The organism is Parabacteroides provencensis, from assembly GCF_900232875.1.
In the GTDB taxonomy this organism is placed as follows: Bacteria; Bacteroidota; Bacteroidia; order Bacteroidales; family Tannerellaceae; genus Parabacteroides; species Parabacteroides chinchillae.
Window position 1 is genome coordinate 1,212,579 of the sequence record NZ_LT960488.1, and the last position, 13,597, is coordinate 1,226,175.

Consider the following 13,597-nt stretch of genomic DNA (forward strand, 5'->3'; position numbering starts at 1 on the left):
AGTTTTAAAATGAAACATTAACACCCAAAGTGAAAGCACGCGGAACCGGATATGCGAAATCTGGTGTTTCAGGGTCTACACCCGTAAAGGCGTTATCGCCCCAGCCCTTCTTAACTGTCAACAAGTTCTGTCCGGATACATAAATACGTGCATTCTGCATACGTGCTGCCTGCAGCCAAGCCTTCGGCAAAGTATAACCAATCTCGAAGTTAGCCAGCTTCAAGAAAGAAGTATTTTCGATGAAGTATGTAGAGAAACGGCCTTCATCATTTACATTGTTTGCCGAAACAGCAGGAATCGTAGAGTTAGGATTCGTAGGGCTCCAAGCGTCCAGCAAACGGGCGCCATAGTTTTGTCCGCCAAAGAAACCGTAGAAGTCGGTAAACGCCTTAATGCTATTTACATTTGCATGAGAACCTACCTGTCCGTTCCAGAACATTGAAACGTCGAAGTTTCTCCAGGTTGCACTCAGGTTCAAGCCATACAGGAAGTCCGGATCTTCTACGCCTAACCATGTACGGTCTTCGTCGTTGATCACATTATCGCCATTCAGGTTTTTGTAGCGGATACGTCCCACACCTTTACCCGGCTGGCCTACGTGAGCATCTACTTCTTCCTGATTCTGGAAAATACCGTCGGCTACATAACCGAACAAAGATTTCCAGGGACGTCCCAGAATTGTCTGGTCGTTACCGTTACCGGCATAAGAATTGATTACGTCTTCCGGTAATTTTGTAATCTTGTTACGATAGCTGGCGATGTTACCGGAAATATTCAGTTCTACCTCACCAATTTTCTTATTGAAAGTAAGCAAGAATTCAAAACCGCTGTTCTCCATACTAGCCCCGTTCACCCAACGGTCTCCACCGAAGCCAATTGTTGCAATATAAGGAGGCTTAACGAGGATGTCGTTTGTTTTCTTAAAGAAGTAGTCTACAGAACCGGTGAACATCTGGTTGAACAAGCCGAAATCGATACCGGCATTATTCTGTGTGGTAGCTTCCCATTTCAAATCAGGATTCTGCAATTGTGTACGCACAAAACCTGAAGGAAGTTCTCCCTGTCCTGCACCTGTGATATCGTAAGCCGTACCCTGATCGCGATTGAAAGCAGGGTCTGTAAAGTAACGGGCCTGGTACAAACCGTATGAAGCATAGTTGTCTATTTCCTGATTACCTGTCATACCCCAACCGTAACGAAGTTTCAAGTCTGAAACAACATTCTTTGCACCTTCAAAGAAACCTTCTTCGCTAACACGCCATCCTAAAGAGAATGCAGGGAAAGTACCCCAACGGTTATTAGCACCGAATCGTGAAGAACCGTCACGACGAACAGTTACAGAAGCCAAATACTTATTATCGAAGCTATAGTTGATCTTTCCGAAGAAAGAAGAAAGAGCATAAGCCGTAGCGCCGCCGCCATTACGCAAGTTACCATCGCCAACAGACAAGTACATATAATCTTCATTTTCCAGCAAGAAACCGTCGCGGCCGGCACTCATATCTTCCAGTCTGTATTTCAACATTTCCTGACCAACCAGGATATCGAAGTTACTCTTGCCCAAGTCTAATTTATATTGCAACGTGTTACTCAAAATCCAGTTACCGCCATAATTTGCATATGTATTCAAACGCGCAGTCTTGTCAGACATGAAACCGGACTGATATGTCTTCTGCATATCGCGCTTCCACCAACCGGTATAGTCGATACCGAATTTAGAACGGAAAGTAAGCCCCTTCAAAATATCTACTGTCAAGTTAACGTCGCCGAAGATGCGGAATACATCTTCATGGTTCTGTTTGTTATCTTCAATCAGGCGAACCGGATTCTGACGGTCACTCATGTTGCTGGCAGGACCACCCCAACCGCCGTCCAGTGAATGGATAGGAACGATAGACTGGATATTCTTTGCACCTTCCTGCAAAGTACGGTCGCTGATAACAGAACTGCGTGTTTTAGACAAAGACAGGTTCTCGCCGATAGTAACGCGATCGTTAATCAGTTTATAGTCGCTATTGATACGGGCAGTTACACGGTCGAAGTAAGTACCTTTCACCGTACCGTTGTTGCCATAATAATCTACGGAGAACAAAGCACGTCCTTTGTCGGTACCTGAAGTAACAGTTACGTTATAGTTCTGCATCAAACCTGTGCGGCTGATTTCCTTCACCCAGTCCGTGTCGCCTGCACGCATCACCGGAGTGCCGGCTACGTCAAGGAATTCGGGCATAATAATGTTATTCAAAGTAGGAATACCGTTATTCCAGGCAACGTCATACATATATGTATATTTGTTCATACCTGTGTTAGGTTGTCCGTTGCTCAAGGTTGTTGTGTTCAGGATAGAACCGTCGTTAACACCTGCACGGAAATTAACCAAACCGTATTCTTCGGCATTCAACAAATCAACCGAACGTTGCCATTGCTGAGCCGTTACGGAAGCACGGAAGTCTACATGTGTACCACCAGCTTTGCCTTTCTTGGTTGTTACGATAATAACACCGTTGGCAGCACGCGATCCGTAGATAGTGGCAGCAGAAGCATCTTTCAAAACCTGAATAGATTCGATGTCGGAAGTAGCAATTTCATTCATCGAGCGGGTGCTGGGAATACCGTCTATAATATATAGAGGTTTGCTGTTTCCCAAAGTAGAGACTCCACGAATCTTAACATCTACGTCGCCGTTAGGCTGACCGGTATTCTTTATACTAAGACCGGGTACGCGTCCCTGCAAAGACTTGATAGCATTACTGCTGTTGATATCTTTGATATCGTCCATTTTCACAACGGATACGGCACCGGTCAAATCGGCTTTCTTCTGGGAAGAATATCCGGTAACTACCACATCAGACAATGCCTGTACGTTTTCTTTTAGAATAATGTTGAGCGCTTTGTTTGACGTTACAGCCATGTCTTGTGTAATGAAACCTACATAGCTGATCTGAATTGTTGCCCCTTGGGGCACTGAGAGAGTAAAGTTTCCATCCAAATCGGTGATGGTTCCGTTTGTAGTTCCTTTTTCAACTACAGAAGCACCAATTATAGGGAAGTTGTCTGTTCCCGAAATAACTGTACCTTTTACCGAAATCTGCTGTGCGTACATGGATTGCGTAATAAATAGCAGGGCAACCCAGAAGCACCACTTTGCAAGCGGCAATCTCTTCATAAAGATTAAATTTAATAGTTCAACAATAATAACTAGATCCAAAAAATTGATATGCGGCAAATATAGACGCGCCATTTATACGGAGTTGATAACAAAACAACCAGGATATATTACAAATGTAACATCGGACGCAGAATGCTACATTTGTTACAGTAATAATACAAATTTGATATCCGGCCAAAAGTACTACCTTTGCTTCCATTAACATAAAACACGTCTCCGCTTTATGAAAAACATATCCGCCATACGCTCCGTCTCCCTGACCCGTCCCCGTTTAGGCACACTTTGCAATTTCTATCAGAATATAGTAAGCCTGCTCCTGCCCGATGCCGTACAAAAATGGCCTCAACTGGCAAACGACGCCGCAGAACTGCAAACCCTGACCGGGCTGCTGACCCGCCAATTGGGGCGCCGCCGGAAAATGAATGCCACTGTACAAACCCTGAAAGCTGACGAACAACGCGACCGCACTTCGGGGTTCATTCTGCAGGTTGTTACCGCTTACCGTTTCAGCCCTCTTGAAGCCGAAGCCGAAGCCGCCCGGCAGCTATATGTGATTACACGCGCTTACCGCAGATTACGCATCAAGTCGCGCGACGAACAGACAGCATTAATAGATAGCCTGTGCCGCGACCTCGACAAACCGGAACTGGCCGATGCCATCCAAACCCTGCATCTTGCCCCTGCCATTGAACTTTTCAGACAACAGAACGAACGCTACAAGCAGGAATCGAGATATGCCATCGACGAGACCCTGGAGCATTTGGATTATGTGGGCAAGATAAATAGCCGGGATTTGCGTCCCAAAGCCGCCGTCGTATATCAAAACATAACGCGTACGATAGACGCTCTCACGGTGATGCATCCCTCCGACAAACTATCCATACTTGTACAGAGCTTTAACGGGCAAGTAGATTCGCTTCAAAACGATCTGGCTCATGAGCAGGCTGCCCAAACACGGAATACAGAGTCCAAAGCAGAGCCTGCCACCAACAATCCGGCCTCTGCCGAAAGCAGAACGAGCGTTTCACAATCGACAAACCAGTCTGACGACAATAATACGAGCGTATTATGCTCAACAAAGTGATCTGCTCACTATAATACGAGCGTATTATACCCAACAAAGTGCTCTGCCCACTATAATACGAGCGTATTATAGTGGGCAGAGCACTACAACGACCTAGCCGCAGTATCGGCGGACTTTCCCTACACAAATTCGGTAGGCGTTACATCGTACACAGCCTTAAAGCACTTGGTAAAATAGGCCGGCGACGAAAATCCGGTGCGATACGTTATCTCGCTCACCGTGTATCTCCGTTCGCGAAGCAGCGCAGCGGCCTTCGAAAGACGGTAATTGCGCAGGAAGTCCACCGGTGTGGTTCCGGTAAGCTCCTTTATCTTGCGGTAGAGGTGTCCGCGCGACAAGCCAAGCATATCGCTCAGTTTTTCCACATTGTAATCAGGATCGGGATAGCCCTCTTCGATACGCTCTACAAAACGGTGCATAAACGCATCGTCCATGCTTTCGGGTTTGTCCGGTTTGTCGAGCAGCAGATTGCCGTTTTCCAGCTTCCGGAGGAGTTGTTCGCGCAAACGCTCACGCTCTTCCAGCACACGGATGATTTTGAGCTTGACAAAATCCATATTGAAAGGTTTCTGTATATAATCGTCGGCTCCACCCGAAATTCCGTGCTTCTGCTGCCGTTCGTCAGACAGCGCCGTAAGCAGCATCACCGGAAGGTGACTGCACGAAAGGGTAGTTTTGATGGTGCGGCACAGGTCGAAACCATTCATGCCGGGCATCATCACGTCGCTAAGAACAAAGGATATGGCAATATCTTCATGTTGCAAAACATGAAGAGCTTCCACGCCGTTGGAAGCGGTTACCACACTAAAATTCTCGCTCAGCCCTTCTTTCAAGAAGGTGCACACTTCGTTGTCGTCTTCCACCACCAGAATGGTGTAAGGATATTTCCGGGAAAGCATTTCCTTCTCGCCGGTATTGTCGAGCATAGCAGCGTCGCAAGCCATTTGCGGCACTTCGGTTACGTCGGCATCAACAAAATGCTTTTTCTCCTTATACAGGTTGACGATAAACGTTGTTCCTTTTCCGGGCAGGCTGTCCACCCTGATGTCTCCATTGTGCATCAACATATATTCCTTGACCAAATGAAGCCCGATGCCAGTTCCCTCCGTAGCATTCTCGGTATAAAAACGGTCGTACAAATAAGGGATTTTCTCGGCAGAGATGCCCTGTCCGGTATCTTTCACACTAATTTGTATGCACTCTCCCGCATCGGCCACTTCAACGGCTATGCTCCCACCATCGGGGGTGAATTTAAAGGCGTTCGAAAGAAGGTTCATCAAAACCTTCTCTATCTTGTCCGGATCGATCCATATCTCCTGCGACTTCACGCCCGAGGCAAAAGTGTAGGTAATATGGCGTACTACGGCCATGCTATCGAAATATGACTTTACTTCGCTGGCAAACGAAACAATCTCGGTCTGCCGTATCTTCAATTTCTCCTGCTTGTTTTCTATCTTGCGGAAGTCCAATATCTGATTGATTACGCGATACAGCCGGTTCGCATTTTTCTGTATCAATTGCAGATCGGGCAGGTAGGGAGAGTCGTGCATCAACCCCATCAGGCGGTCCAGCGGGCCCAGTATCAGCGTGAGGGGAGTACGTACTTCGTGCGAAACGTTGGTAAAGAATTGTAGCTTCTGGGCAGTCACCTCCTTGATCTCGGCATTAAGGGAGATGAGTTTCCGGCGTTGTTCTTCTTCTTTACGGTTTATTTCGCGCAGCTCCCGGTTCTTCCTTTTCATCTTCCGGTTAATGGAAAAGACGTAAAAAGAAAGGAGAACGAAGCCTATCATCAGTGTTGTGATGATCCAGAGCGAGCCTTGCAGAAATTGGAAACGATTGAGCAAGGATTCTATATTGCCGCGCTGCAGCTCGATACGTCTCTGGTAGTTCAGCAGGCGTGATGCCTGAATCAGCATGGAACGGGCAGCGGACTTGTCGATCTCGCCCGTTTGCAGAGGGATAAATTTATCCACCGGCTCGCCGTTCAATATTTTCACAGCGGTACGGAGCACCTGCTCGCCGCCTGTAGGATATAAAAAAGAGGCATTGATGCGTCCGTCGGCAACGGCTTCCAAACCGGCCCCGGGTACGGCATCCACTCCAATAATAGGCAGGCTGTCCCCTAATACGGAATCTTTTTCCAAAAAATATTCGCGGGCGGCAATGGCCATCATGTCGTTGTGAGAATATACAAAATCAACGTTGAAAGGCCATTCCAATGAAGCCAGGCGTACTCTGGCAGTATCATAGACCCATTCTCCCTCCACTTTACGGAAGTAAAGATCGGAGCGTTTAACCAGAGCATCTATAAATCCCTGATGGCGTTCTTGCGCAGGCGACGAGCTTGCCAATCCCCATATCTCCAGGATTGTTGCTTTGGGAGGCAGGTATCTGGAAGCATATTTTCCGGCCTCGTAGCCTATTTCGTAGTTGTCTGCACCCACAAAGGCGGTATAAAGGTCTGTGTTTACTTTCCGGTCTGTTATAATCGTGGGGATTCCGGCACGGTAAGCCTCCTCGGCCGCTTCGGTGATGGGCTGCGACTGGAATGGGGAGATGATTAACACATCCACCTTCTCGTTTATCAATTCTCTGATCTGGCGTATCTGGGTGCTGTTGTCGCTATGTGCATCTTTGATCATAATTTCCAGATTATCGTAGTTGGATGCCTCTATTTCCATCTCTTTCAGCATGGCTTGACGCCACGCATCGTCCAGCATGCACTGTGAAAGACCAATTACGAACTTTTTATCATTCTTCTCGGAAGTGGTACACGAGAATAAGCAAGATGCCAGTACAGTAATGGAAAGAAAAAGTTTAAACAATTGCTTCATAACTATCAGCAGACAAAGTTGAAAAGATTTACAGAATTGACATTTCCAGATACTGCCGCCAGGCAGTTTAAAGAAGAGTGCTAAATCATCCCGGCATTTTACAAAATCATCGGGATGACTTAGTAAAAACACTAATTGTGTACCAGCGTACCTATATTATCCCCGCTCATTACTTTTCTCAGATTACCATTTGTATCCATATCGAATACGATAATAGGCAGGTTATTTTCTTTGCACATGGTAGTAGCGGTCAGATCCATAACCTTTAATCCACGGGTATAAATTTCATCATACGTAATTTCAGAGAACTTTGTTGCCGTAGGGTCTTTTTCCGGATCAGCGGTGTAAATACCATCCACCCGGGTTCCTTTCAGCATGACATCCGCCTCTATTTCAATCCCCCGCAGAGAAGAACCTGTATCTGTAGTAAAGAACGGATTTCCTGTACCGCCCGACATGATAACTACATTGCCTTGTTCCAGCAATTCAATAGCACGCCATTTATTATAAAATTCGCCAATCGGCTCCATACGGATAGCAGTAAGCACCTTTGCCTTCACTCCTTGTGCAACCAGAGCCGAACTAAGTGCCAGGCTGTTGATTACGGTTGCCAACATACCCATCTGGTCGCCTTTTACCCTGTCAAATCCTTTAGATGCACCACTCAAACCACGGAAAATATTTCCACCGCCTATAACGATACCTATTTGTACACCCATTTCAGCAATCTCTTTAATTTGAGAAGCATATTCATTCAACCGGACTTCGTCTATGCCATATTGCTTACCACCCATCAGCGATTCTCCGCTTAATTTTAAAAGAATTCGTTTGTATTGAGCCATATCTATTGATTTTAAAATAATTGAACAAAAGTAGACATTTAACAAGACTGTACAAAAAATGAAATCATTTTGTAATATTCCGATATTATTTTTGTCGTGAAACAAGTTTGGTAATCTTCCTGTTTTTTTAAGATAAAAATATCACCAAAACTTTATTCCTAACTTAAAATAGCAGCCCGTCTTTCAGCGGAAAGCGAGGGTTGCTATTTATGTTATAGAAACTCTATCGTTTTTTCCAAAGCCATTCCATGCGACCCTTTAATCAGTATGTGGTATCCTTTCAAAGGTTGCTCCCGGAGGCTTGTTATTAGCTCTTCAGTTTCCACAAAAGGAGAAAACTCTTTTCCAACTTTTGCAAAATGATCACCACAAAGATATACTTTATCAAACTTAGCAGCTTTTACTAATTCTACTATTTCCGTATGCAGTTCATCACTAGACGGTCCTAACTCCTTCATATCACCAAGTATAACCGCTTTCGGGCATACCGGCATAGAAGCAAAATTTTCCAAAGCCACCTTCATACTGCTTGGGTTGGCATTATAAGCATCGATAATCAGTTTGTTATGCCCGGTTTCTTTCAATTGCGAACGATTATTTGTCGGTTCATAGCTAGCAATAGCACGGCTAATACGCTCAGCCGGAATCTTAAAATAACGTCCTACTGCAACTGCAGCCAAAACATTGTCTATATTATAAGCACCTATCAAGTGAGTCTCTACCGTATGTATCTTACCTTGTTGCTTCCAGTCAAATACTAACAAAGGGTTGCAGCTAACCACATGTCCCGAAGCAAATGCTTCTTCACTTTCGCCATAAGTAATCTGTTCAATACCTTTGGCTATAGCCTGTAAATCGGCGTTTTCTTTTTTGATGAATATTTTCCCTTTGCTGGCACGCATATAATCGTAAAGCTCTCCTTTTGTCTTGACCACACCTTCAAAAGAACCAAAACCTTCCAAATGTGCCCGTCCAACATTTGTAATAATTCCGTAATTCGGCTGAACGATATTAACCAGTTCTTTTATATCTCCCGGATGGCTGGCTCCCATCTCTATCACGGCCATTTCATGATCATGATTCAAACGTAACAGAGTAAGAGGAACACCGATATGGTTATTCAGGTTTCCTTCCGTATAAAGTAAGTTATATTTTGTAGAAAGAACTGCTGCCAGTATCTCTTTTGTCGTTGTCTTACCATTTGTTCCCGTAATTCCAATAACAGGAATACCTAAAATTTTACGGTGACGATGAGCCAACTGTTGAAGAGTGACTAACACATCATTCACCAATATAGTACGCTCGCCGGTAACATAGGCCGGATTATCTATTACAGCATACGAACAACCGGAATCCAAAGCTTTCGCCGCATATTGGTTCCCGTCAAACTTGTCGCCTTTTAAAGCAAAGAACAATGATCCTCTGGGGCAATTACGACTATCAGTCGTAATCTTCGGATTATGTAAAAACAATTCGTATAGTTCTGAAATATTCATAGCATTATTAGCATTTTATTGGATAGCAAAAGTAACGCATATTATATTATTTCCGTACTTTTGTAGGAAATTGTTTGTTACTGATTATAAAGATGAATTATAAAACGCTCAATATTAAAGGCACTCTCATTCCCCTGGAAAAGCCTATAGTCATGGGGATATTGAATATCACACCCGATTCTTTTTATGCCGGAAGCCGGAAACAATCGGAAGCTGAGATAGAAAAGCGCATACAAACAATCCTGGAAGAAGGTGGAACGATAATTGACATAGGAGGATATTCATCCCGTCCGGATGCAATAGACGTTTCTTCCGAAGAAGAGATGAAAAGACTGCAAATGGCTCTGGAAATATTGAACAAACAGTACCCGGATGTTATTATTTCGGTAGATACGTTCCGCGCAGATATTGCACGCCGTTGCATAGAACGATACGGGGTGGCTATTATAAATGATATATCAGCCGGCGAATTAGACCCAAACATGTTTGAAACCGTTGCCGATTTGCGTGTTCCTTATATCATGATGCACATGCGAGGCACACCCAAAACCATGCAACAGCATACAAACTACACAAACATGATGAGCGAAATCATACAATATTTTGCAGAAAAGGTGAAACGCCTGCACTTGATGGGAGCTAACGATATTATACTGGATCCCGGTTTTGGTTTCAGTAAAACAGTGGACCAGAACTATGAACTAATGAGCAATTTGAAAGAATTCGGATTATTCGGATTACCGTTACTAGTTGGTATTTCGCGTAAAAGCATGATTTATAAATATCTGGGCGGAACGCCAACCGAAAGTTTGAACGGGACAACTGTTTTAAATACATTTGCTTTGCTCAACGGCGCTGATATTCTACGTGTGCATGATGTAAGAGCCGCAGTAGAAGCTGTCAGAATTACAGAGAAACTAACTGTCAATTGTCAACTGTAAACGATCTATTATTATGTGGATGCACTTTGGCATAAAAGATTTGATTGATGTACTACTGGTAGCCTTCTTCCTGTACCAGACTTATAAATTAATGAAAAGTTCGGGTACACTGGCAATCTTCAGTGGCGTCGTTTCATTTATTATAGTATGGATACTCGTTTCGCAAGTTCTGGAAATGAGACTAATGGGAGCCATACTCGATAAGTTCATCAGTGTAGGGTTTCTGGTACTGGTTATTTTATTTCAAGACGAAATACGGCGCTTTCTGGTGGCTTTAGGCTCACACCGCGGATGGAAATTCTTGGGCAAATTGTTTTCGAAAAAGGATGAAACCAAAGAAAAAGAAGGTAAGTTCATAGCACCGGTTGTACTTGCCTGTATGAATATGGCACGTAAAAAAACAGGAGCATTGATTGTCATTCAACAGGATATCGACTTATCGGTATACGAACATACAGGGGAAATGTTTAATGCCGATGTTAATGCACGCCTGATAGAAAATATTTTCTTCAAAAACAGCCCTCTACATGATGGAGCCATGATCATTGCAGACAACCGTATCAAAGCAGCAGGCTGCATCCTTCCTGTCGCACAAAACGCTTCCCTACCCAAAGATATGGGATTGAGGCATCGCTCAGGATTAGGCATGTCACTCGAAACAGATGCCCTCGTTATCATTGTTTCGGAAGAACGCGGAAAAATATCAGTAGCCCACAAAGGTAAGCTAAGTGTGAATGTGACTGCAGAAGAACTCCAACAAATACTCTCAGGCGAACGGGAAGTGACAAACTATTGTTAAAAGTTCTGAAAGTGACAACTTAACATGTAATTCTTTTGCCCGTTTTGCAAACTCCATATTGCATTATTGTATACTTTTGTAACCGATTACGGTGACAATTACAAAATAATATAAAAATTCCTATTATGGACTTAATGCAAGACATCATTGCACGCGCTAAAGCTAACAAGCAGCGCATTGTTCTTCCCGAAGGAACAGAGGAAAGAACTCTGAAAGCAGCCGACCGCTTATTGGCCGACAAAGTAGCAGACATTGTATTGATCGGCAATCCCAACGAAATTAAAAAACTTGCTACAGATTTTGGATTGAACCACATTAACGAAGCAACCATCGTCGACCCTAAAAATCATGCAAAGAAGGCAGCTTATGCCGATTTGCTTTTCCAATTACGTCAGAAAAAGGGCATGACTCCGGAGAAAGCAGCCGTATTGGTTGAAGAACCGTTGTTTCTTGCCTGTTTGATGATCAAATCGGGAGATGCCGATGGAGAAATTGCCGGCGCCCAAAACACAACAGGCGATGTTTTGCGTCCTGCATTACAAATTATAAAAACAGCTCCGGGTATGAGCTGCGTTTCAGGTGCATTTATCATGTTCACAAAAAAACAGGAATACGGTAAAAACGGCATACTTGTATTTGCCGATTGTGCTGTAATGCCTAACCCCACAGCTCCCGAACTGGCCAGCATTGCAATCGCAACAGCTGCAACAGCACGGGATATCGTAGGTATTGAACCTCAGGTTGCCATGTTAAGCTTCTCTACCAAAGGAAGTGCTTCAAACGAAATGGTAGACAAAGTTGTAGAAGCTACCAAGATGGCCAAAGAAATGGCTCCGAACGTGAAAATTGATGGTGAACTTCAGGCTGATGCTGCATTAGTTGAAAAGGTAGCATCTTTAAAAGCACCGGGTAGTGAAGTTGCCGGCAAAGCAAATGTATTGGTATTCCCTACTCTGGAAGTAGGCAATATTGCTTATAAACTTGTACAACGCCTTGGAGATGCAGAAGCTGTAGGCCCTATCCTTCAAGGAATGGCTGCTCCTGTAAACGATCTGTCACGTGGCTGTTCGGTAGACGATATTTACAAGATGGTTGCTATAGCCTGCAACCAATCGATAGGTTTGAAAGCTACAAAAAAGTAAGAATCACAAAATAACAATATAAACACATGAAGATATTAGTTCTTAACTGCGGAAGTTCTTCTGTAAAGTACAAATTGTTTGACATGGACAAACATGAAGTACTGGCTCAAGGCGGTGTCGAGAAACTGGGATTACCCGGTTCTTTTCTCAAATTCACATTGCCTAATGGAGAAAAAGTGATCTTGGAAAAAGAATTGCCGGAACACAATGCCGCAATTCAGTTTATTCTAAGCATATTAACCGACGAAAAATATGGTTGCATCAAATCATATGATGAAATAGACGCTGTTGGACACCGGGTAGTACACGGAGGAGAAGCATTCAGCGGAAGTGTTGAAATCACAAGCGAAGTGATTGGAAAAGTGGTAGAATGTATTGATCTGGCCCCTCTTCATAATCCTCCTAACCTGAAAGGTATTCGTGCGATGAGCTCATTGATTCCGGGTATTCGCCAGGTAGGTGTATTCGATACGGCTTTCCATCAGACAATGCCGGATTACGCTTATATGTACGGACTTCCTTATTCCGTTTATAAAAAATACGGTATCCGCCGCTATGGATTCCATGGGACGAGCCATCGTTATGTATCAAGACGTGCTTGCGAAATATTAGGAGTCCCATACGAAAAACAACGTATTATCACAGCCCACGTAGGCAACGGAGGTTCTATTGCTGCAATCAAAGACGGTAAATGCGTAGATACTTCCATGGGATTAACTCCGGTAGAAGGTTTATTGATGGGTACCCGTTGCGGAGACGTAGACGCCGGTGCACTGACATTCCTGATGGACAAAGAAGGTCTGGATGCTAAAGGCATGTCTAACCTGATAAACAAACAAAGCGGCGTACTGGGACTTTCCGGATTGTCTTCCGATATGCGTGAAATCGAAGCCGCAGTAGCCGACGGAGACAAGAAGGCTATCCTGGCATTAAACGTATACAATTATCGTATTAAGAAATATATCGGTGCTTATGCAGCTGTTTTAGGTGGTTGCGACATCCTTGTATGGACTGGTGGAGTTGGTGAGAACCAATGGGCAACCCGTCGTGTTGTTTGCGAAAACATGGAATATATGGGCATGAAAATCGATGTGGAGAAAAATGAAGGTATGCGTGGCGAAGAAATGGTAATCAGCGCTCCGGACAGTAAAGTTACTATTATTGTTGTTCCTACTGACGAAGAATATATGATTGCTTCCGACACGATGGATATATTAAACAAATAAAATCCTAATCCTCACAGCTTACAAAACACAAAGGATTAGTGTTTAGACAGTCCCGGCATCG

9 protein-coding genes are annotated in these 13,597 nt (G+C 44.1%); 5 read left to right on the plus strand and 4 right to left on the minus strand.

Features of this window, described 5'->3' with window-relative positions; translation table 11 throughout:
- Nucleotides 1-4: 4 nt before the first annotated feature.
- A complete protein-coding gene (locus tag CTY47_RS05335) occupies nucleotides 5-3,166 on the minus strand; it encodes a SusC/RagA family TonB-linked outer membrane protein (protein WP_099464091.1) in 3,162 nt (1,053 codons plus the stop codon).
- A 226-nt stretch (nucleotides 3,167-3,392) separates the two neighbouring features.
- Between CTY47_RS05335 and CTY47_RS05340 the strand changes: the two genes are divergently transcribed.
- Entirely contained in the window at nucleotides 3,393-4,253 is an 861-nt protein-coding gene (locus CTY47_RS05340) for a DUF6261 family protein (protein ID WP_099463742.1), read from the plus strand.
- Between the two features lie 119 nt (nucleotides 4,254-4,372).
- Here the strand turns inward: CTY47_RS05340 and CTY47_RS05345 are convergent, their stop codons facing one another.
- The 3 genes from CTY47_RS05345 to CTY47_RS05355 all read right to left on the minus strand — a co-directional run bounded on the left by CTY47_RS05345 (nucleotide 4,373) and on the right by CTY47_RS05355 (nucleotide 9,428).
- Complete coding sequence (locus tag CTY47_RS05345; protein WP_099463743.1) at nucleotides 4,373-7,090, minus strand: hybrid sensor histidine kinase/response regulator transcription factor; 2,718 nt, start codon at nucleotides 7,088-7,090, stop codon at nucleotides 4,373-4,375.
- A gap of 131 nt (nucleotides 7,091-7,221) precedes the next feature.
- Nucleotides 7,222-7,932: a UMP kinase gene (gene pyrH, locus CTY47_RS05350; protein WP_099463744.1), complete on the minus strand. Its 711-nt coding sequence runs from the start codon at nucleotides 7,930-7,932 to the stop codon at nucleotides 7,222-7,224.
- 212 nt (nucleotides 7,933-8,144) lie between these two features.
- Entirely contained in the window at nucleotides 8,145-9,428 is a 1,284-nt protein-coding gene (locus CTY47_RS05355) for a UDP-N-acetylmuramoyl-tripeptide--D-alanyl-D-alanine ligase (RefSeq protein WP_099463745.1), read from the minus strand.
- Between the two features lie 92 nt (nucleotides 9,429-9,520).
- On the opposite strand from CTY47_RS05355, the gene folP reads away from it, so the two are divergent.
- The 4 genes from folP to CTY47_RS05375 all read left to right on the plus strand — a co-directional run bounded on the left by folP (nucleotide 9,521) and on the right by CTY47_RS05375 (nucleotide 13,536).
- Entirely contained in the window at nucleotides 9,521-10,369 is an 849-nt protein-coding gene (gene folP, locus CTY47_RS05360; protein WP_099463746.1) for a dihydropteroate synthase, read from the plus strand.
- 13 nt (nucleotides 10,370-10,382) lie between these two features.
- The gene (gene cdaA / locus CTY47_RS05365) at nucleotides 10,383-11,168 is read left to right on the plus strand and encodes a diadenylate cyclase CdaA (RefSeq protein WP_099463747.1); all 786 of its coding nucleotides are present in this window, start codon (nucleotides 10,383-10,385) and stop codon (nucleotides 11,166-11,168) included.
- Nucleotides 11,169-11,293: 125 nt separating this feature from the next.
- Complete coding sequence (gene pta, locus CTY47_RS05370) at nucleotides 11,294-12,310, plus strand: phosphate acetyltransferase (protein WP_099463748.1); 1,017 nt, start codon at nucleotides 11,294-11,296, stop codon at nucleotides 12,308-12,310.
- A gap of 26 nt (nucleotides 12,311-12,336) precedes the next feature.
- Nucleotides 12,337-13,536, plus strand: coding sequence for an acetate kinase (locus tag CTY47_RS05375; protein WP_099463749.1), 1,200 nt, complete (start codon nucleotides 12,337-12,339; stop codon nucleotides 13,534-13,536).
- Nucleotides 13,537-13,597: the final 61 nt, after the last annotated feature.

Excerpts from the sequence above, each read along its gene's own strand:
- CTY47_RS05375 (WP_099463749.1), top strand. The coding sequence starts at position 12,337 with ATGAAGATATTAGTTCTTAACTGCGGAAGTTCTTCTGTAAAGTACAAA.
- CTY47_RS05335 (WP_099464091.1), bottom strand. The coding sequence starts at position 3,166 with ATGAAGAGATTGCCGCTTGCAAAGTGGTGCTTCTGGGTTGCCCTGCTA.
- pta (WP_099463748.1), top strand. The coding sequence starts at position 11,294 with ATGGACTTAATGCAAGACATCATTGCACGCGCTAAAGCTAACAAGCAG.
- folP (WP_099463746.1), top strand. The coding sequence starts at position 9,521 with ATGAATTATAAAACGCTCAATATTAAAGGCACTCTCATTCCCCTGGAA.
- pyrH (WP_099463744.1), bottom strand. The coding sequence starts at position 7,932 with ATGGCTCAATACAAACGAATTCTTTTAAAATTAAGCGGAGAATCGCTG.
- CTY47_RS05340 (WP_099463742.1), top strand. The coding sequence starts at position 3,393 with ATGAAAAACATATCCGCCATACGCTCCGTCTCCCTGACCCGTCCCCGT.
- CTY47_RS05355 (WP_099463745.1), bottom strand. The coding sequence starts at position 9,428 with ATGAATATTTCAGAACTATACGAATTGTTTTTACATAATCCGAAGATT.
- CTY47_RS05345 (WP_099463743.1), bottom strand. The coding sequence starts at position 7,090 with ATGAAGCAATTGTTTAAACTTTTTCTTTCCATTACTGTACTGGCATCT.
- cdaA (WP_099463747.1), top strand. The coding sequence starts at position 10,383 with ATGTGGATGCACTTTGGCATAAAAGATTTGATTGATGTACTACTGGTA.